At 59.4% G+C, this 20581-nt stretch carries 14 protein-coding genes and 2 tRNA genes; 12 read left to right on the top strand and 4 right to left on the bottom strand.

Annotated features, from left to right (window positions below; genetic code table 11):
* The first annotated feature begins 128 nt into the window (after positions 1 to 128).
* Positions 129 to 1286 carry an LCP family protein gene (locus ACFP6B_RS09295; protein WP_377129443.1) on the top strand — a complete coding sequence of 386 codons (1158 nt, stop codon included), beginning with the start codon at positions 129 to 131 and terminating at the stop codon, positions 1284 to 1286.
* Between the two features lie 85 nt (positions 1287 to 1371).
* Here ACFP6B_RS09295 and ACFP6B_RS09290 read toward each other — a convergent pair whose 3' ends face one another.
* Positions 1372 to 2541, bottom strand: a complete 1170-nt coding sequence (locus ACFP6B_RS09290; RefSeq protein WP_377129441.1) for a hypothetical protein — start codon at positions 2539 to 2541, stop codon at positions 1372 to 1374.
* Positions 2542 to 2656: 115 nt separating this feature from the next.
* Entirely contained in the window at positions 2657 to 5317 is a 2661-nt protein-coding gene (pepN, locus tag ACFP6B_RS09285) for an aminopeptidase N (protein WP_377129439.1), read from the bottom strand.
* Positions 5318 to 5466: 149 nt separating this feature from the next.
* Between pepN and ACFP6B_RS09280 the strand changes: the two genes are divergently transcribed.
* The 3 genes from ACFP6B_RS09280 to ACFP6B_RS09270 all read left to right on the top strand — a co-directional run bounded on the left by ACFP6B_RS09280 (position 5467) and on the right by ACFP6B_RS09270 (position 7663).
* A tRNA-Leu gene (locus ACFP6B_RS09280) sits at positions 5467 to 5552 on the top strand.
* A 269-nt stretch (positions 5553 to 5821) separates the two neighbouring features.
* Positions 5822 to 5907: transfer RNA gene (locus ACFP6B_RS09275), tRNA-Leu, on the top strand.
* A 250-nt stretch (positions 5908 to 6157) separates the two neighbouring features.
* Complete coding sequence (locus tag ACFP6B_RS09270) at positions 6158 to 7663, top strand: protein adenylyltransferase SelO family protein (protein WP_377129437.1); 1506 nt, start codon at positions 6158 to 6160, stop codon at positions 7661 to 7663.
* 82 nt (positions 7664 to 7745) lie between these two features.
* On the opposite strand, the gene ACFP6B_RS09265 is transcribed toward ACFP6B_RS09270, so the two are convergent.
* A complete protein-coding gene (locus tag ACFP6B_RS09265) occupies positions 7746 to 9812 on the bottom strand; it encodes an MDR family MFS transporter (RefSeq protein ID WP_377129435.1) in 2067 nt (688 codons plus the stop codon).
* A gap of 387 nt (positions 9813 to 10199) precedes the next feature.
* Here ACFP6B_RS09265 and ACFP6B_RS09260 point away from each other — a divergent pair, with 387 nt between their 5' ends.
* The 4 genes from ACFP6B_RS09260 to mshC all read left to right on the top strand — a co-directional run bounded on the left by ACFP6B_RS09260 (position 10200) and on the right by mshC (position 13960).
* On the top strand, positions 10200 to 11162 hold the full coding sequence (locus tag ACFP6B_RS09260; protein WP_185172935.1) for an L-lactate dehydrogenase: 963 nt from the start codon (positions 10200 to 10202) through the stop codon (positions 11160 to 11162).
* A 153-nt stretch (positions 11163 to 11315) separates the two neighbouring features.
* A complete protein-coding gene (locus ACFP6B_RS09255; RefSeq protein ID WP_237185658.1) occupies positions 11316 to 11615 on the top strand; it encodes a hypothetical protein in 300 nt (99 codons plus the stop codon).
* Positions 11616 to 11704: 89 nt separating this feature from the next.
* Positions 11705 to 12535, top strand: a complete 831-nt coding sequence (locus ACFP6B_RS09250; protein WP_237206644.1) for an undecaprenyl-diphosphate phosphatase — start codon at positions 11705 to 11707, stop codon at positions 12533 to 12535.
* Between the two features lie 120 nt (positions 12536 to 12655).
* Entirely contained in the window at positions 12656 to 13960 is a 1305-nt protein-coding gene (gene mshC, locus ACFP6B_RS09245; protein WP_377129432.1) for a cysteine--1-D-myo-inosityl 2-amino-2-deoxy-alpha-D-glucopyranoside ligase, read from the top strand.
* Here mshC and ACFP6B_RS09240 read toward each other — a convergent pair.
* On the bottom strand, positions 13957 to 14847 hold the full coding sequence (locus ACFP6B_RS09240; RefSeq protein WP_377129429.1) for a PAC2 family protein: 891 nt from the start codon (positions 14845 to 14847) through the stop codon (positions 13957 to 13959). The genes mshC and ACFP6B_RS09240 overlap by 4 nt on opposite strands.
* Positions 14848 to 14941: 94 nt before the next feature.
* On the opposite strand from ACFP6B_RS09240, the gene ACFP6B_RS09235 reads away from it, so the two are divergent.
* The 4 genes from ACFP6B_RS09235 to dop all read left to right on the top strand — a co-directional run bounded on the left by ACFP6B_RS09235 (position 14942) and on the right by dop (position 20567).
* Positions 14942 to 16087, top strand: a complete 1146-nt coding sequence (locus ACFP6B_RS09235; protein WP_377129427.1) for a site-2 protease family protein — start codon at positions 14942 to 14944, stop codon at positions 16085 to 16087.
* 65 nt (positions 16088 to 16152) lie between these two features.
* Complete coding sequence (locus ACFP6B_RS09230; RefSeq protein ID WP_237185663.1) at positions 16153 to 17187, top strand: tRNA (adenine-N1)-methyltransferase; 1035 nt, start codon at positions 16153 to 16155, stop codon at positions 17185 to 17187.
* A gap of 87 nt (positions 17188 to 17274) precedes the next feature.
* On the top strand, positions 17275 to 18960 hold the full coding sequence (arc, locus tag ACFP6B_RS09225; RefSeq protein WP_377129425.1) for a proteasome ATPase: 1686 nt from the start codon (positions 17275 to 17277) through the stop codon (positions 18958 to 18960).
* Between the two features lie 2 nt (positions 18961 to 18962).
* A complete protein-coding gene (gene dop, locus ACFP6B_RS09220; protein WP_377129423.1) occupies positions 18963 to 20567 on the top strand; it encodes a depupylase/deamidase Dop in 1605 nt (534 codons plus the stop codon).
* Positions 20568 to 20581: the final 14 nt, after the last annotated feature.

The following is a 20581-nucleotide window of genomic DNA, read 5'->3' as shown; positions in this document are numbered from 1 at the left end:
CGTGATTTATCACGCGTTACGGGGTGTTTTTGTAGGTTCACTGCGTAGAATTGGGTTCGATTCACTCCGCGTACCGCACCCTTTTGCCGGGTAGGTGCGCCCCTTTTGAGATTAGTTAGGGAGGTACCGTGTCCGTCGAGGCTCACGAAGAACCTAAAAAGAAGAAAAGCAAAAAAGCCCTCTGGATTACCCTGCTCATTCTGCTGCTGATTCCGATTATCGCTGTGGGCGGCTACCTGTTCATGATCAATAAGGCCTGGAATAAGTCCGAGACCTTTGATAACGCCATGCCCAATGAGGACGGCACCGTCACCACCCCCCATAATGACGAGCTGCAGGCCCTGGTTGATCAGGCAGCTAACGCTACGATTACCAATGAGTCGGGCGCTACCCTAGAAAGCAACGTCTCTGAGGGTGATGCTAACGGCGACGGCATTTTGGATGCTGTAGCCGGTGGTGCTGTCACCGACCGCCCGGTCAACGCCGCCTCCACCGATATTCTGCTGCTGGGCTCTGATCAGCGCTCCGGTGCCGAAGCCCAGTATGTGACCGGTGCCCGTGCCGATACCATCATGGTGCTGCACATCCCTGAGGACGGCTCAGCCGCCTACCTGATCTCGGTAATGCGCGATACCTGGGTTAATATCCCCGGGTACGGCTCCCACAAGGTTAATGCCGGTCTGAACTACGGTGGTGTTGACTTGCAGGTTGCTACCATTGAGCAGCTCCTTGGTATTCAGATGGATCACGTTGCTGAAGTTGATTTCCAGGGCTTTAAGGCTCTGGTTGATACTCTCGGAGGAGTGACTGTTGATGTTCCTCTGTCCTTCACCGCTTCTGTGCCCGGCTACTCCTTTACCGCTGGCCCCCAAACTATGACCGGTGGCGAGGCACTGGTCTTTGTACGTGAACGGTACAAGTTCTCAGACGGTGACTACCAGCGCGTCCGTAACCAGCGTGCCTTCCTGCGCGGCGTCTACAACGAACTGAAGGCCGATGGCGCTCTGTCATCAGCTAGCAAGCTGCTGCAGGTCATCGAGTCTGTATCTCCCTACATGACCGTAGATCAGGGTCTATCCCCTTCAGCCATCGTGGGTATTGCCCAGCCTGTGCTTTCCAACGGTAATACCCAGCTGGTCTCCATGACCCTGCCGAATGCCGGTACCGGATGGTCCTGGGACGGCCAGTCCATCGTGGTCCTCGATGCCGCTGCAACCAGCGCCCTATCATATGCCTTGCAGACCGATACCATGCCTAACTACATTGCTACCTACGGGTCTGACTAAACCTAGGTAGCCCCTCGCCAGAGGATATAAGGGGAGCCCCACCAGTTTGGTGGGGCTCCCCTTATATTTTCTTTTTACCTTGAGGCTAGTGTTCGAGCGGGTCGGCAGATACTTCTTCTTCGGTATAGCTGTTATCGCGACCGACGAAGAGAGCCAGGAAGGCTACGGATGCGCCGAGCACTATACCTAAAATGCCGAGCAAGGGCTTGAAGAAGACAAGGACTAAACCCGTGACCAGGATTAGCCCGCCGACAAGCCCAAGGAGAACAGAGATGCGCTGTAGGCCCAGGGAGTTCGCTGTAGTGGGTTCTGCGGCTTCTACGCCGTTGGCTTCAACGGTAGTGGGCTCGCTTGCGGCCGGACGGCTGGGCATGAGTGAGCGCTTCTTCTTGGGGGCGTTGCTGCGGGTCGCTTCACCCTCGGTCGGCACGTAGGCGGGGGGCACCTCGTAGGAGGGTGCTGCCGGTAGAAGCTCGGGTAGGTAGTTGGGGAGTTCCTGGTACCATTCGGCGGGAATTTCAGAGGGGCGGACGGCCTGCACCGTCAGGGACAGCTCAAAGGAGTTACCGCGAATCGTGCCCCAGGCGCTGGTGAGCTTATCGTGCTCATAGGCGTAGCGGATAACGGGGGCTAGCTGCTCGGAGATCTGGGTGGAGAGACGGCCTACCACCTTGCGGTCGTGCAGGACGTCGACCGAGTCAACCACGCGCCCGTCCGCGTGCTTAATCTGGTTGTTCTCCAGGGAGAGAATCACCCGGCCCTCACCGGAGGGAGGCAGGATGGAGTGCAGGTACTCGGAATGGTCCTTCTCATCGAGCACCTTCATGGAGGCCCCCTGGGGTAACAGGGTTGCCTGGGTGGGGGCGTTATTGAGGGGGAAGAGAGAACCGGGGGCACTCAGGGAGAGCTGGCCGCTGCTTTCGATGTGGGTTTCACCGGTGACCCCGCGCAGAACAGCAGAAAGCTGCATGCGGGTCACCGCATCGTAGCCCGAGGCCACAACGCGGGTAATCGGGCTCCAGTAGGCAGCGGAGTCCTCGGGAGAAAGACGCCCCAGCTTAAGGTCGTCAGCATAGACCGCAATGGCCTGGGGCTGGTAGGGGTTATCGGGTTCTGGTACAAGGCGAACCTCACCGTTCCAGACCCGTTCACGGTCAATCAAGAGTTCTTCAAAAACCTGAAGAATTTCTGCATCGTAGTAGTCATCGGTGATGACCTGCACGGTGCCGCGATCGCCCAGTACGTAGTCGGTCACAGTAGGCTCCTTATCCCAAAAAGTTACTCTCTATAGCTTCTCACGAAAAAGCCGGTTTTGGTTTGCAATGCTGCGTCCCAAAACCGGCTTTCTGCGTAGATTCCCAGGTAAAGACCTAGTTACCTGCCACCTCTTCGGTGGCAGATGCGTTATAGGCCTGGGCGTTGAGGATGCGGACGGCATCATCGAGTAGCTCCCGCACCAGTCGCACCAGGGCGGTGGGGGCGTCCGTATGCTCGGCTAGCCAGCGCTCGGTGGCGCGGACGACCGGGTGTTCCGCCGCAGTACCCTCTGCCAGCTCTACTGCCGGGTAGAGGCCGCGAATAACGCGAGTAGCCATACCGCCGGTACGGGCAGCCCAGGTAGGGGCAAGAAGCTCAAAGAAAGCATCCCGGTAACCGGTGCGCAGCTCCTCCGGCCCGTGCTGGAAACCAGCAGCGGTCGCCGACAGCAACTCGTTAGAGAGGCTCATATCTTCAGTGACCAGGTTCCAGGCGGCCTGTTTCGCAGCCGCCACCGGCAGAGCAGCGGTCGCAAAAGCATAGCCACGCTCAGCTGTGGCAGAAGGACGGAAAGACCGCGCCTCATCCAGCTCCTGCCGAGTCACCGCGTCCTGAACCGCAAGCGCCCCCAGAGCCTTCCAACCCAGAGTCTGGTTATAGCTCATACCAGGAGCATCAGAAATAAAGCCCTCAACCTGCCCGCTCGCACCCCGCGCCAGATCCTGAGCGAACTCAAGACCCAGCTGCGAATGCGCCGACACAGACAGTAGCGCCCGCACCAGAATCAGCTGCTCATCGCTACCCTCCTTCGCGCTAGCAAGAGCCTCAGACAGCGCAGCATACAGGGCATCCCACAGCTCACCACGAGCACCCGCCGGGGTGTACAAAGAAATCGCAGCCTGCGCCTGATCCACAATATTCGACAGTAGGGTAGCGGACGGCTCAGCAGCGGCAGCCTGCCCCACAGCCAGCACAAACCGGCGGCTAGCAAGCTTGCCATCACGCACCATATTCCACAAGCTACCCCACAGCAGACCGCGCGACAGAGCATCCTCCACCGACGACACCTGACTCAAAGCAAACTCAAGCCCATCAGCCTCAGCCAGGGCAACCTTCGCATAGGTCAAATCCTCAGCATTGAGCAAAACCACATCAGCAGCAGCCACAAGAGCCTGCTCCTGCTCGGTCAACTCAACCAGCACCTCATTCTGACCCACAGGAATATCAGCCGAGACCACACCCGTGGGCACCAGACGCCCGCCCTCAGAGGCGAACAGGGCAATCTTCAACAGGTGCGGACGCCCCAACTCAGCCGGAACACCCACAGGCAACTGCTGACGCACCACCAACTGCACAGAACCATCAGCACCGGTTACACGCTCACACGACAGCTCAGACAAACCACTCGTCTGCAACCACGCCTCAGCCCAGGTGCGAACATCACGATCAGAGACCTCATCGAGCACACCCAAGAAATCATCAAGAGTCGTATTACCCCACTCAAACCGCTTAAAGTAAACCCGCGCAGCCTCAATAAACTGATCAAACCCAACATAAGCAACCAGCTGCTTCAGGGCGCTCGCACCCTTGGCGTAGGTAATACCGTCAAAGTTCTGACGGGCAGCTTCAAGGTGGGGGATATCCGCAACAATCGGGTGAGTAGTCGGCAGCTGATCCTGACGGTAAGCCCAAGCCTTACGGGAATTCGCAAAGGTGACCCAGGCGTCCTTATAGCCATTGGCCTCAGCAGCGCCCAGATGCCCCATGAAGTCTGCAAAAGACTCCTTGAGCCACAGATCATTCCACCACTTCATCGTGACCAGGTCACCAAACCACATGTGGCTCATCTCGTGGCAAATCACATTAGCCCGGCCCTCAAGCTGGGACTTATCAGCGCCGGAGACAAAAATGTACCCCTCGGTAAACGTTACCAAACCGGGGTTCTCCATCGCCCCCAGGTTGTACTCCGGCACAAAAGCCTGCTCGTACTTGGGGTAGGGGTAGGCATAGTCAAAGAGGTCCTGGAAGAAGTCCAGGCCCTGCTTGGTCACGGCAAAAATATTCTGGTAGTCAAAATGCTCTTTGAGGGACTGGCGGCAGTAAGCAACCAGGGGGATAGGCCCAGAATTAACAGCGGACGCCGGGGTATAGGTATCGAAAGCGGTAAAGTACTCGCCCGCCACAATAGCGGTGATATAGGTAGAAATACGGGCAGTCGGCTTGAAAACACGCTTAGAAATCGATGAATCTGACGGATCATCAATTTCGCGATCCAGTTCGGCATTCGAGCTCACCACCCAGCTCTTAGGGGCCGTAATACGGAAGTTGAATACAGCTTTGAGGTCGGGCTGTTCAAAATTCGGGAAAACCCGACGACAATCCGCCGGCTCATACTGGGTGTAGAGGTAAACCTTGCCATCGGCCGGGTCGATATAGCGGTGCAGACCTTCGCCTGAGCGACTAAAGTATGACCGGCCCTTGATAGTGAGAGTATTCTCCGCCTGCAAACCCGGCAGGGCAATACGGGAACCCTCAACCACCTCATCAACAGGCAGCGACACTCCGTTCAGCTTCACCGACTCCACCGACTGATGAATGTAGTCAATAAAAGTACTAGCACCCTCAGACGCCGTAAAACGAACAGTCGTAGCAACCGGATAAGTTTCAAAATCAGAGCTGGCATGAGTGAGATCAACATGCACATCGTAAGTATCAACGCTGATAGTGCGGGCGCGCAGAGCGGCCTCTTCTTGAGTCAAGTTTTCGTTATTCACATCACCATAGTAAGCCCCTGTATGTACAAGGTCGAGTTTGGAAGTGCTGGTGGGGTAGGGGAAGATGGATTTTGCACGTTCACTCAACATTGTGTATAGTAATAACTCGTTGCCAGCACAGCTTCGGTTGAAGAAGTGCAAGACACCTTGCGCGGGTGGCGGAATAGGCAGACGCGCTAGCTTGAGGTGCTAGTCCTCGTATTAGAGGGTGGGGGTTCAAGTCCCCCCTCGCGCACAAGAAAACCCCATGTGGGACATAGAAAAAACCGGCTCCTGTCAACAGGAGCCGGTTTTTTGTTGAATTAAGCCCTGCTGGTTTGGTCCATGTTGGGAATCTTGAGCGCTAACCCGTAGGGGAGCGCTTGTCTGATAGTCATCTAGTGCTTGGGTGTGATGGAGCTTATGCTACCAAAGCCCCTTTCTGGTTTGCGCGCACGAGAAGCGCCCGGTATAGTTATTACTCGTTGCCAGCACAGCTTCGGTTGAAGAAGTGCAAGACACCTTGCGCGGGTGGCGGAATAGGCAGACGCGCTAGCTTGAGGTGCTAGTCCTCGTATTAGAGGGTGGGGGTTCAAGTCCCCCCTCGCGCACAAGAAAACCCCATGTGGGACATAGAAAAAACCGGCTCCTGTTGACAGGGGCCGGTTTTTTTGTTGACTTAGGTCCTTCTGCTGCAAATCAGGCCCTGGCGGAATTTTATACCCCGGTAGATTATCAACTTTACTCATCAGTTAAACTGATTATTTTCGGCGGGCGCCCTTAAAAAATTTTGAAATCGGGGGCAGCTCCCAGCCTCCAAGCCAGTCTCTCTATCCTTAGACCGGGCGATAAACTAGCCCTATGCAGCCTACTGAACCCCGTGCGTCCGCCCCGCTCCTTGACCATACCTACAGCGAGACCTTCCCCGACCTCACCCGCCCTGCCCAGCCGGACATCCCGCAGGGTACCCGCCTGGCCTGGCTCAACGAGAATCTTGCCCGCGACTTGGGGCTGAACCCGGCCTGGTTGCGCACTGACGCCGGTCTAGCCTGGATGACCGGCAGGGGAGAGGCCCCCACGGTCGCCCTGGCCTACTCGGGTTACCAGTTCGGGCAGCTCTCGCCGGTGCTGGGCGACGGGCGGGCCCACCTCATTGGCGAACTGGCTATCCCCGCGCAAGAAGAAAGCGGTAGTGCTGCCCGCTGCGATCTTCACCTGAAAGGCAGTGGTCGGACGCCCTTCTCGCGCCCCGGTTCGGACGGTAAGGCGCCGCTGTCGGCAGCCTGGCGCGAGGCTGTCATCGGAGAGTCCCTGCATGCGCTCGGCCTACCGACCACCAGGGCCCTGGCCGTGTTCGAGACCGGAGAGAAAGTGCAGCGCCGCGCACCTGAACCAGAGCCGGCGGGTCTGGTTCTGCGTGTTGCCGTCAGCCATCTGCGGGTAGGTACTTTCCAGTTTGCCCAGTATCACTGCGACCCTGAGGTACGGGGGCAGCTGGTCGATTATGCCCTGGCCCGTCATTACCCCGACCTCGCTCCGGGGGAAACCCTCAGTGAGCGGGCCCTTGCCCTGCTTCGTGCTGTGGCGCAGCGGCAAGCTCACCTGGTAGCAAGCTGGCAGGCACTGGGGTTCGTGCACGGGGTACTCAACACCGATAACGTGACTATTTCCGGCGAGGCTATCGATTTTGGCCCCTGCGCTTTCATTGATGCTTTTGAGCGCGGCAAGGTTTTTAGTTCTATTGACCGCCAGGGCCGCTACGCCTACAATCACCAGCCCGGTATTACCGCCTGGAATCTTTCCCGTTTTGCCGAAACCCTGCTCGATATCATCGACCCTGAAGATCCGAACCGGGCAATCCACCTAGCCACCGAGGTTATTTCGGAGTTCGAAGATGAAGTGGTAGAGCAGCAAATAGCTGCTTTTGCTACCAAGCTGGGGCTAGACCTGGGTGGGGTTGGTGAGGACGTCCGCGCCCAGGTAGGCAGGTTTGGGCAGGCAACCCTGGGGCTACTTGAGCGCCACGCGCTGGACTTTACAGGGTTCTTTAGGTCTTTGACAGAAGGAACCTGCCTGCTACCCGAGGAAGACCGGCAGGGCTGGTTGACTCGGTGGGAAGAACTGAAGGTCGCTACAGGTACTACCCCTGAATGGGCCACGGAACTCATGCTGGCACATAACCCTGTCTACATCCCGAGAAATTTAGCCCTCGACGCTGCCCTACGGCAGATGGAGCGTGGAAACCAGCAACCGATTGAGGAGCTGCTGGAAGCCGTCAGTAACCCCTTTGAGCGCCATGCCGGCCTGGACTATCTGGAAGGCGCTCCTGCCGAGTCCCGCTTCTTCACGAGCTTTTGCGGAACGTAGAGTAACTTCTCTTATCTAGAATTTGGTTTAAAAAGGCCGGGGCCTACCACCGAACTTGTCGGTGGTAGGCCCCGGCCTTCTGCTATTGGGAGTGCCTAGCGGGAGCGGCATCTTCAGCCTGCTTGTTGCCCTGGGCGTTCTCCTGCAGACCCGAAGCTGCACGCAGCGGGGGAGTCTTGAAGAAGAGAGCCAGAACAAAGGCCAGAACGGTGGCAAAGAAGCCAACCCAGTAGACCGACAGGGTTGAAGCGTTGAAGCCAACCATGAAGGGGCGGGTGAGGCGGGCGTCCGCACCGGTGAGGTAAGAGGTATCAGAGGTTGAAACGCCTGATCCATCACCATCGGTGGAGGTAGAAGAAATCTGCTCTGCCAGGGTGGGGGTGAGCTGATCAACCCAGTAGGAGCGCTGGGTTTCATCGGACCAGTCAACGACCAGGGTACCGTCCTGAACCGACGCGTGAGCCTGCTCGGCGGCAGATGCCAGTGCAGCCTCTTCAGCGGCAGGGGTGGCTTCAGCTACCTGGGCGTCAATGAAGGTCTGGGCCTGGTCGGCAGGCAGGGCACCAGCGTCAACCTGGGCCTGAACCGCAGCAGAAACCTGCTGGTAGACCGCATCGTCGGCGGCGGTGCGAGCCTGATCAGAGGCAGTTGAGAGCTGAGAGGCGATAGAGCTCTGGGCGGGCTCCACAATCTGATTCCACATCTGCTCCATGATGCCCTGGTTTTCAGGAGCGGAGGCCACGGCGGGAGTCAGCGCAGCGTCAAGACCCGAACGCAGGTCGTCCTCGTTGCCCATGGCCTTCATGATGTTGCCGGGCATAGCTGAGAAGAGAACCGACAGCAGGACGGCGGTACCCATGGTGCCACCGATCTGACGGAAGAAGGTAGCGGCGGAGGACGCCACACCCATGTAGGAGGGAGCAACAGCATTCTGGGCTGCCAGGGTCAGGGACTGCATGAGCTGACCCAGGCCAAGACCCATGATGAACATGCCCAGCATGAGGAACCAGAGGGGGCGGTCCGCTGTCATGAAGGTCAGGTAGTAGTAGGCAACTACCATGAGGGCGGTGCCCAGAATGGGGAAGATGCGGTATTTACCGGTGCTAGCGACCATGCGACCCGACACGATGGAGGCGGTCATAATACCGGCCATCATGGGTAGGGTTGCGAAGCCCGACTCGGTGGGGGTTAGCCCGGTGACAATCTGCAGGTAGAGGGGGATGGTCATCATGGCGCCGAACATGCCGAAGCCAACCAGGAAGCCCAGAAGGGACGACATGGAGAAGGCACCGGAGCGGAAGAGGGCTAGGGGGATGATGGCGTCCTGGCCCATCTTGGATTCGATGATGAGGAAGGCTGCTAGACCCAGGGCGGAGATGACGAAGCAGGTGATGGACGCAGCGGAGGTCCAGCCCCATTCGCGACCCTGTTCAGCCACGAGCAGGAGGGGGACCAGAGCTACAACAACGCTGGTTGCACCCCACCAGTCAACGCGGGGCTTGAGGGCAGCATCGGTGATGCGGGGCAGGTGCAGGAACTTCCAGACCATAGCCAGGGCAATGATGCCGATGGGGACGTTGATGAGGAAGACCCAGCGCCAGCCGGTAATCCACAGAATTTCGTCGCTACCGGCAAAGAGGCCACCGGTGAGGGGGCCGAGCACGGATGAGATGCCAAAGACGGCCAGGAAGTAGCCCTGGTACTTGGCGCGCTCACGGGGAGCCAGCATATCACCCATAATCGCCATAGGCAGAGACATGAGGGCGCCCGCGCCGATGCCCTGGAAAGCGCGGAAGGCAGCCAGCATAATCATCGAGGTGGAGAAGCTGGAAAAAAGCGAACCCAGAATAAAGACGACGATACCGAAGAGGTAGAGGGGGCGACGGCCGAAGAGGTCGGAGAGCTTGCCGTAGATGGGGGTGGTGATCGTGGAGGTGATCATGTAGGCGGTGGTGACCCACGCCTGCTGTTCTAGGCCGTGGAGGTCATCACCGATCGTCCTGATAGCTGTAGAGACGATGGTTTGATCGAGGGATGAGAGGAACATGCCCGCCATAAGACCGACGATGACCAGCATGATTTGCCGATGGGTCATGAGGGGTTGGTCTTGGGCGGTTGTCTGCTCTGGTGTAGCTGGTGCTGTAGACATGACGAACCTTTAGGTCTGGAGTGAATTGCGGGTTCGCGCGGTTTTGCTTGGTCTACGGTGCGCGGACGCTTGTGGCGGGCGGTTGCGTAGTCTTGGGTTCGCGAACTTAACAAGTTTAAGTGCAGTTCTGCAAAAATACTTCCTTCTGAAAGCGTCTTGTGCGCCACAGTGGGCAGGGTAGCTTGAAATTATCTACGTAAGACCGGGTGTGAGCTTTCACAAAGGGTCAAGCTGCACATATTTGGTTTTGTGGGCTTTTCTGACTAAAGGTCAGTAAAACCCCAAATGAAAAGCAGATAAACCCACATAAAAGCGTATTTTTTCTGGCATACTTGAGATGTAACGAACACAAAACAACCCCACAGCATCTGCTGAAAGGAACCTCCCATGGCTCTCGAAAAGAAGAACACCAAGCTCGGCGTTATCGGCGCAGGTGGTGTTGGTTCAGCAACCGCCTACGCAGCAACCCTGCGCGGCGCAGCTGATGAAATCGTTATCTACGACATCGCGGGTGAGCGCGCTGAGGCAGAAGGCCTCGATATCGCCCACGGCACCATGTTCGCCCACGAAGCTGAAGTTGCAGGCAGCGGCGATGTAGAAATCCTGCGCGACTCAGACCTCATCATCGTTACCGCAGGCGCCCGCCAGAAGCCCGGCCAGCCCCGCCTCGAACTGGCAGAAGCAAACGTCAACATCTTCAAGTCCATGCTTCCCAAGGTCATGGAGGTAGCCCCCAACGCTATCCTCATGATCGTCACCAACCCCTGCGACGTCCTCGCCGTTGTTGCTCAGAAGATCACCGGCCTGCCCACCGAGCGCTGCTTCGCATCAGGTACCGTGCTCGACTCATCCCGCCTGCGCTGGCTGATCGCTGAAAAGGCCGGTGTCTCCATCAAGTCAGTTCACGCCAACATCGTTGGTGAGCACGGCGACTCAGAATTCCCCGTCTGGTCAGCAGCCAACATCGGCATGGTTCCCCTTGATGAGTGGACTAACGAAGACGGCGAAAAGGTCTTCACCGAAGAGGTCAAGGCAGAACTGGCAGAAGAAGCCATGCGTGCAGCCTACAAGGTCATCGAAGGTAAGGGTTCCACCAACTACGCCATCGGCATCTCGGCGACCCGCATCGCCGAAGCTATCCTGCACGGCCAGGACGCCGTACTCAACGTCGCAACCCAGGTACGCGGCCGTTACGGCATCGAGGGCGAAGCCGCTCTCTCACTGCCCTCAGTTGTCTCCCGTGACGGCGTCAAGCGCGTACTCGACGTCCCCATGACCGACGAGGAAATCGAGCGTCTGCGCGCCTCAGCCAACGCCATCAACTCCTCACTGGCAACCCTGGGCTTCTAAAACCGGATAAGCCACTAGCGCATCCGAAGCCTAGCCCTATAGACAGTGCCGCCCCGCTCCCACCCGAGCGGGGCGGCACTGTTATGTGTGATTCACCAAATTTTCACCGCCCGGTATTTCCCACGCACTGAGAAAGGGAGTAACGTCTACTGTATGAGTAATAACCCTCGTGCCGAACTGGCTCACCTGACCGCCGCCCTCGAAGAGCACCTCAACGCTATTATCAATAGCCGCGGTGAACACGACGCCGCCGTCGACAACACCTACGTAGCCATCGCAAACGCCTTTGAACGCTACGAAGAAGCCCTGTTCGACGCCTATGAAGAGGTCACACCGCTCGAAGTTTTCATCGAAGATGAAGACGACGACGATGACTTTGACTACGACTTCGATGATGAAGACGACGAAGACGATGACGAGGTAGAGTACTACCTCGATGAAGAGCAGAAGTAGACCGGTTACCTAGGTTCTACCTGTTATTCCAAGCACAGCACCGCGAGCGGTGCTGTGCTTTTTCTTTGACTCGCGTAGAGTTTTCTGCTGTGGAATGGATACAAGCAATCATCCTGGGTCTCGTCCAGGGTCTAACTGAGTTTTTGCCGATCTCGTCATCGGGTCATATTCGTATCGTGGGTCAGTTCTTGCCGAACAGCGAGGACCCCGGTGCGGCTTTTACCGCTATCACCCAGCTGGGTACTGAAGCGGCTGTTTTGGTCTTCTTCTGGAAAGACATCGTTCGCATCATCAAGAACTGGTTCGGTTCTCTGGTGGGCAAGGTTGATAAGAAGGATCCGGACGCCCGCATGGGCTGGTTCATTATCATCGGCTCCCTGCCGATTGGTATTCTGGGCATCCTGCTGGAGAACTACATCGATTCGACCTTCCGTAGCCTCTGGATTACCGCAACCATGCTGATTGTGTTCGCAATCTTCCTGGGTATCGCAGACCGTATCGGACGCGAACAGCGCGAGCTGAAAGACCTCACCATCAAGCACGGTATTCTGTACGGTTTCGCGCAGGCCCTGGCCCTGGTTCCCGGTGTTTCTCGCTCCGGCGGTACTATCATGGCCGGTCTGCTCATGGGCTACACCCGTGAGGCTGCCGCCCGTTACTCCTTCCTGCTGGCAATCCCCGCGGTTTTCGCATCGGGTCTCTACAAGCTGGCAGGCAGCATCTCCGAGGGCTTCACCGGCTACTACGGTTTCGGTTCTACCATGGTTGCAACCCTGGTTGCTTTCGTGGTCGGCTACCTGATTATTGGTTGGTTCCTCAAGTACGTTTCCAACAAGAGCTACAGCATCTTCGTCTGGTACCGTATCGCCCTGGGTCTTGCCCTGTACATCCTGCTGGGCACCGGCGTCCTCGCCGCGTAGACCTGTCTCACTTTTTACCCGCCCGGAAATACCTTTCCGGGCGGGTATTGTTTTAGGAAGAGAAAAAGTGCCGCCCGAGACTATTCGGGGTAGGTGCACATCAACTATCGTGAGGTTTTCATGCGAGCTTGGGACCAGCCCACCATTCCGTCACTCCCGGGGCAGGCGCCCCTTCCCACCGTCTTTGATACTGCGGCCGGAGGCAGGCAGACCCTTGAGCGTGAGAGCCGCGCCGGGCTGTATGTCTGCGGTATTACCCCCTACGACGCGACCCACATGGGGCACGCTTCTACCTATGTTGCTTTTGATGTGCTGAACCGAGCCTGGCGAGATGCCGGGGTAGAGGTAACCTTCGTACAGAACGTTACCGACGTTGATGATCCCCTGCTTGAACGCGCTGAAGCGACCGGCGTTGACTGGCGGCAGCTTGCTGAGGAACAGACCGAGCTGTTCCGCACCGATATGGTGGCCCTGAACGTCATTGCCCCCGACCACTACGTGAGCGTTGTTGACTCGGTGCCCTCTGTGGCGGCTGCTGTGCAGAAACTGCTGCACGAGGGTGTGGCCTACCGCGTGCCCGGTTTCACCGACGAGCATGGTGTTACCCAGCCCGACGGTGATATCTACTTCGATATTGAGGCCGCCCAGAAACTGGGTGAAGGCCGCGAAGGCGGCTGGTCGCTGGGTCAGGTGGCCCACTACAGCATTGAAGAGATGCTGACTATTTTTGGTGAGCGCGGCGGCGATCCTGATCGCCCCGGTAAGCGTAACGCCCTTGACCCCCTGCTGTGGCGCGTTGAGCGGGCGGGGGAGCCTGCCTGGGACGCGGGGGAGCTAGGACGCGGCCGCCCCGGCTGGCATATCGAGTGCAGTGTGATCTCGAGTGAGTTCCTGGGCGCACCCTTCTCTGTTCAGGGCGGTGGCTCTGACCTGATTTTCCCGCACCACGATCTGGGTTCGAGCCATTCCTTTGCCCTGAACGGTGAGCCTATGGCCCGCCACTACATGCATACCGGCATGGTGGGTCTTGACGGGGAGAAGATGAGCAAGTCTCTGGGTAACCTGGTGCTGGTGTCGAAGCTGCGGGCTGCCGGTGTAGAACCTGCTGCTATCCGCCTGGCGATTATGGATAACCACTACCGCACCGACTGGTTCTGGCAGGAAGATTTGCTGACCAAGGCCCAGGGGCGTCTGGAACTCTACCGCTCGGCTGCGGAAGCTGCCGAGGGGCAGGCTGATGAGGCCGCCCTTTCCCTGCTTGAGAGCGTCCGCCAGCATCTTGCCGACGACCTCAACACTCCCGCCGCCCTGGTTGCCCTTGACCAGTGGGCCCTCTCTACCCTTGAGAACGGTGGTGCCGGCGGTCAGCTGGTAGCCGACCTGCTCATGGCCCGCCTGGGTGTTGATTTGGTACCTGCTGCCTAGTTGTCGTCCTGGTCCTTGAGGAATTTCTCGAACTGGGCCGCAATATCTATTTGGCTGAGGTCAGCGATATCGTCGTTGGCCTCAGCTATTGATTCTAGGGTTCGTACGTAGCTGGCCAGCTCGGGCTCGTCCTCGATGAGGGCGTCGGCCTGGTGGTTCCAGCTGGCGATGTCGTCTGCGCTGCGCTCTAGGGGCATGGGGAAGCCCAGAATCGCTTCGAGGGCAGAGAGCAGGGTGAAGGTTGCCTTGGGGTGGGGCGGCTCAGGCAGGTAGTGCGGAACCGAGACCCAGAGGGAAAGTGCCGGTATGTGAGCCTGCCCGGCTTTAAACGCCAGCACGCCAATCAGGCCGGTTGGGCCCTGGTAGGTATTGGCTTCTACGCCCTCTAAGGCGAGGACGCTGCTGGTATAGCTGGTAACGCTCAGCGGCAGGGGCCGGGTATGGGGGACCTCATCGAGCAGGGCCCCGCAGAAAACAACCAGGTCAACCTGTTCCCGCTGCACCAGGTCTTTAAAACGCTCGATGTAGGCCTGCCAGTTCATGGAGGGTTCGGGGCCCGAGAGGGTGAGCAGACGGACGCCGGCGGTGGTGTGTGCCTCGGTGAAGACTGTATCGGGCCAGGTAATGCGCTGGGTGCCGTCCTCGTCGATACTCAGAAGAGGCCGGGTTTCGGTGTAGTTGTAGCAGCCGCTCACGTCAAAGCCGGGTGCCGGTGTGGCGGGGTAGTGCTCCCACAGCGCGCGGAAGGCGTCGATGACGGCGTCGCCGGCGTCATTCCACCCTGTGAAACCGACCAGGAGCACGGTGGGGGCGTGAGCCGGTAGGGTGGAGGTGCTTGCGAAATGGTTCAGAGCGTTGAGGGGGAGGGGCTGATTAATCACCCCCATATCCTACTCCTGATAGGCCGTAACCTCTACAGGCAATAGACTAGAGAGTTCCGGGGCGGTAGCTCCGGTGATGTAGCGCTCAGGAGGTAAAGGTATGACGTCCCATCCGGGTCTTCGGATTGGTTCTTTCGCGGGGGCGCCAATATATCTGCGCCTCTCCTGGTTCCCCCTCATGGCTTTGGTCGTGGTGGGTTACGGTATGAACCTGGCGTCATTGCGGTCTTTAACGGATGTGCAGGGCTATCTTGCTGCCGGTGTGGTTGCCGGCACCCTGGCGCTGGGAGTCTTCGCCCACGAACTGGCACACGCTGCGGTGGGCCGGGCACGGGGGGTGCGGATTTCGTCCATCTCTCTGAACATGTGGGGCGGGCAGACCAAGATGCAGACCGCTTCGGCGGCTACCTCGCTACTGGTGTCGGTGGCTGGCCCGCTGGTGAACTTTGCGGTAGCGGCCCTGTGCCAGCTTATCTGGCTGGTGACGGGTTCCGCCGACTTCTTTGGCTTCGCCTTAGCAGCCCAGGTCAACCTTGCTATCGGTATTTTTAACCTGATACCTGCCTTCCCCCTCGACGGCGGTTATGCCCTCGAAGCCCTTGTCTTTATCCTGGTAGGCCGCCGGTCGGTGGCAACCCGGGTGACGGCCTATACGGGCCTTCTGCTCCTTGCCCTCTTAGCTAGCGCCCTGCTCTTTACCGGCCTGTGGCGATCCCCCTGGGTACTACTGGTGGCCGCTGCCCTGGCCTTTTATCTGTGGAGCGGTACCAACCACTCCCTCAAACAACTCGCGCAGGATTCCGACCCTCGCCACCCCCTACGGGCGTCCGCCCTGATGGTCCCCGCCCAGCTCGCTGACCCGCACAGCAGCATCGGTGGTGCCCACCAGCGCTGGGACGGCGTATCCCACCTGCTTCTGGTAGAGCAGCAGGGAGCATCCGTGCGCCCCCTTGCCCTCGTTGACCCTACAACACTCGCTGCCTCGCTGGGCTCTCTTGACCAGCAGCCCCTGGCCGCTATCGCCCAGCCCCTTGCAGCCCGCACTCTGGGCATCCAGACCGGTTACATCGACACCCTCGATGAGTACAGCGGCTTTGCCCACTACCGCTTGCCCGAAGAGCAGCGGGGGCAGAACCTCACCTGGGTAGTGATGGACGCCGCCACCCCCGTAGGGCTGGTGACCTCCCAGGCCATGACTCAGGCGGTGCTCGCCACCGTGGGCGCTGGCACGTCTTCATCTAAATGACCCCACCGCGCTTTTCTGAGACAATAGAAGAAACCAGACCAAAAACGAAAGAGAAATCTGACCTTATGAGCACCCCTACCGGTAGTGTCAACCGTCGTGGCCCCTTCCGCCCGGGAGAGCGCGTCCAGCTAACCGACGAGCGCGGACGCATGACCACCATTACCCTGGCTGAAGGCGGGGAGTACCACTCTCACCGCGGTTTTTTTAAGCACAGCGAGCTCATCGGCAACGTTGAGGGCACCGTGATTGAAAACTCCGAGGGGTTCAAGTTCCAGGCCCTGCGCCCGCTCTACAAGGATTTTGTGCTTTCTATGCCCCGCGGCGCTGCCGTGGTCTACCCCAAGGATGCCGGCCAGATTGTGGCCATGGCCGATATCTTCCCCGGTGCCCGCGTGATTGAAGCTGGCGTCGGCTCCGGTGCCCTCTCTATCGCCCTGCTGCGGGCCGTGGGGGACGGCGGCCACCTGCGCTCTTTCGAACGCCGAGAAGAATTTGCCGATATCGCCCGCGGCAACATCGAGACCTTCTTCGGTGGGGAGCACCCCGCCTGGTCGCTGACCCTGGGCGATTTGGCTGAAGCACTGGGCGAGGTTGAAGAACCCGGTAGCGTAGACCGCGCCGTCCTCGACATGCTGGCCCCCTGGGAGTGCCTGGATGCTGTAGCCACCGCCCTGGCGCCCGGTGGCGTCATCATCTGCTACGTTGCAACCGTAACCCAGCTCTCCCGCGTGGCTGAGGCCCTGCGCGCCGATGGCCGCTTCACCGAGCCCGAATCCCACGAAACCATGGTACGAGGCTGGCACGTTGAGGGCCTGGCAGTGCGCCCCGACCACCGCATGGTAGCCCACACCGGCTTCCTCATTACCGCCCGCCGCCTAGCTGACGGGGCAGAGCGTCTGGCCCCCAAGCGCCGTGCCTCAAAGACCGATTTCTCAGAAGAGGATATGAACGCCTGGACTCCCGCAGCCCTGGGCGAGCGCAATGTCTCTGACCGTAAGCTCCGCCGGGCCGGTCGCGATGCCCTGAACCTGGCTGAAAAGGCCGCCTCCGCCGCCCAAAAGGCTGAGGCAGCGCAGGCTGACCAGGATTCCGAAAACTAAAACCCCATGACGGCCCCGCCACCCGATGATTGGGGTGGCGGGGTTCTGACTCACCGGTGAGTCGTCACCAGAAGGAAGTGCCCCAGCATGAGTGAACGTTTAACCGTTTCGTCGGTAGATTACGAGCGTATTCTGCGGCAGCTCAATATCGCTAACGATAACCGCCGCAATCTTGATCGGCAGTTGCGGGCGGCTGGCGAGCGCAACCAGAAGCTGGTGACGGCTCTGACCAAGACGAAGAACGAAATTGAGCATTTGCGCATGGCGCTGGCTCAGGAGGTGGCTCCGCCGCTGAATTCTGCCCTGGTGCTGGGGGTGCACGGGGCGACGATGACCTACCAGGATCTTGCCGAGGGCAAGACTCCGGCTGAGATTGAGGAGCATCTTGATGTGCTCTTGGGCGGCCGTCTGGTGCGTATCACCTGCTCACCCCTGTTGCCGATTGCCCAGGTGAAGCCGGGTATGACCGTCTTGCTCAACGAGCAGACCCAGGCCGTGGTGTCGCTGGGGTTTGAGGGCTACGGTGATGTGGTGACGGTGCGTGAGGTGCTCGATCACGATCACCTGGTGGTTGACCTGCCCAACCAGTCAAAGGCTGTGGCCCGCATCTCGGGCGCTCTGGACCCGGACGAGCTGCGGGTGGGGGATACCGTCACCTACGATTCGCGTATTCAGATGGTGACCTCCCTGGTTCCCCATACCGATGCCCAGGAGCTGGTGCTGGAAGAGGTACCCGATGTTACCTATGACAATATCGGTGGCCTGGGTGACCAGATTGACCTGATTAGGGACGCCGTTGAACTGCCCTTCCTGCACCCCGATATTTACCGCCAGTACCGCCTCACCCCGCCCAAGGGTATCTTGCTCTACGGCCCTCCCGGCAACGGTAAGACCCTGATTGCCAAGGCTGTGGCTAACTCTCTGGCTGCGCGGGCTGCGGAGCGGTCTGAGAATGGTAAAAAGACCGGCTACTTCTTGAACATCAAGGGCCCGGAGCTGCTGGATAAGTATGTGGGTGAGACCGAGCGACAGATTCGCGATATCTTCTCTGCTGCCCGCGACAAGGCACGAGCGGGCCACCCCGTGGTGGTTTTCTTTGACGAGATGGAGTCGCTCTTCCGCACCCGCGGTTCGGGCCGGTCTTCGGACGTAGAAACCACCATTGTGCCCCAGCTTCTGGCTGAGATTGACGGGGTTGAGAGCCTGGATAACGTCATTGTGATTGGTGCGACCAACCGCGAAGACATGATTGACCCGGCCGTGCTGCGCCCGGGGCGTTTGGACGTGAAGATCCGCATTAACCGCCCCAACAGGGCCGGCACTGCCGAAATCTTCGGGCTTTACCTGACAGAGGACCTGCCGATTAGTCAGGCTGAGGTGGCACGAGCCGGGTCCCAGCAGAAAGCTGTTGCCAGCATGATTGAGACGGTCATTGAACACCTCTTCTCCGCTGAGCCGGCGAACCGTTACATCAGCGTTGATCTAGAGAACGGCGTGAGCCGCTGGCTCTTCAGGGGCGACTTCCTCTCGGGCGCAGTGATCCGCAATATCGTCGATCAGGCTAAGAAGCTGGCGATTAAGTCTTACCTGTCTACCGGGGCTGAGGGCATCAGCACCGAGCACCTGCTTGAGGCCGTGCGCGCAGAATTCGAGGACCAGGTCGAGGTGCCCCAGGCCAGCGAAATTGAGGACGTCCTCTCCACCCTCAATATTCGTTTGCGCGTGCTTAACGCAGCCCCGGTTCGTGCCGTCGATACCGGAGCGGGGGTCTAGCGATGACTGTTCGCCGTATCATGGGGGCCGAGACCGAGTACGGGGTGCACGCCCCGGAAAAGCCCCACGCCAACCCCACGGTGCTCTCTGCTTTTGTGGTCAACACCTACGACACCCTTTTCAAGCAGGAGCTCTCAGCGGCCCTTGAAACCCGCTGGGAGTACGGTTCAGAAGCACCGTTAGCCGATGCTCGCGGTTTCGACATGCCGCGCGAGCAGGCCCACCCCACCCAGCTGACCGATACCGCCCACGTGCTCACCAGCGAAGACATCGCAGCAGAAGCCCTGAGCGAGGCCGGGCATTTTGCCGAGCGTATCGACTGGGATGCGGTCACCATGAACTCGATTCTGCCCAACGGGGCCCGTTTCTATGTGGACCATGCCCACCCCGAATACTCCTCGCCCGAGGTGACTAACCCGCGCGACGCTGTCCTCTGGGATGCGGCAGGCGACCACATCGCCGCACAAACCGTAGCTACCATTGAAAAGGTGACCGCTAGCCAGAGCTCGGCTATGCCCGCGGTCAACCTCTACAAGAACAATACGGACGGCAAGGGCCAGTCCTACGGTTCCCACGAGAACTATCTGGTGCCCCGCACCGTCGATTTTGAGTACCTGGCAGCTAGCCTGCTGCCCTTCTTCGCTACCCGTCAGGTCATGGTGGGGGCAGGACGGCTGGGCTTGGGTACAGCGGGGGAGCAGGCAGGTTTTCAGATTTCCCAGCGTGCTGACTTCTTTGAGCGCACCGTCGGTCTGGAAACCACCGTCCGCCGCCCGCTGATTAACACCCGCGACGAGCCCCACGCCGACAGCAACCGTTATCGCCGCCTGCACGTGATTACCGGTGACGCTAACCTGTCGCACACCTCCAACCTGCTCAAGTTCGGCACCATGTCCCTGGTACTGAACCTCATCGAGGCCAAGACTGCTCCTGCCATTAAACTGGCTGACCCGGTTGCTGCCATGCACACGGTCAGCCACGACCTGACCCTGAGCGCCAAGCTGCCCCTCGCGGGCGGGGGCAGCATGAGCGCCCTGCAGATTCAGCGGGCCTACCTCGATGCTGCCATCGCGCTAGAGACCAACCCCGATGAGGCAACCGCCGAGATTCTGCAGCTTTGGGGCGAGGTGCTAGAGGCCCTGGCAGATAACCCCCTATCCCTGGCCGACCGCCTGGACTGGGTTGCCAAGTACGCCCTACTGAAGGGCTACGTTGACCGGGGCCTGAGCTGGGACGACCCCAAGCTGGCCGCCATCGACCTGCAGTATTCGGACGTCCGCCCCGGCAAGGGCCTGTACCACAAGCTGGTAGCCCTGGGCCGCATGAAGACACTCTTCAGCCCCGAAGACATTGCCCGGGCCGCCGCCGAGCCGCCGCGCGACACCCGTGCCTACTTGCGCGGTAAACTCATCACCACCTGGCCCGACGAGGTCGTGGGAGCCAACTGGGACACCCTCTCGGTACGCAACCCGCTCTCCATCGACCTGCACCGTCTGACCATGGATAACCCCGAGTACTTTACCGCCGAAATCGTTGAACCCCACCTGGGGCTAGAGCACGCAGACCAGCTTTTTGCCCTACTGGCCGGCCAGCAGCAGCACAGCTAGCCGTCATACCACAT

The sequence above is a fragment of the Rothia nasimurium genome, assembly GCF_042660305.1.
GTDB lineage: Bacteria > Actinomycetota > Actinomycetes > Actinomycetales > Micrococcaceae > Rothia > Rothia nasimurium.
Note: the sequence above shows the minus strand (reverse complement) of the source record. Positions and strands in the feature narration are given on the sequence as shown.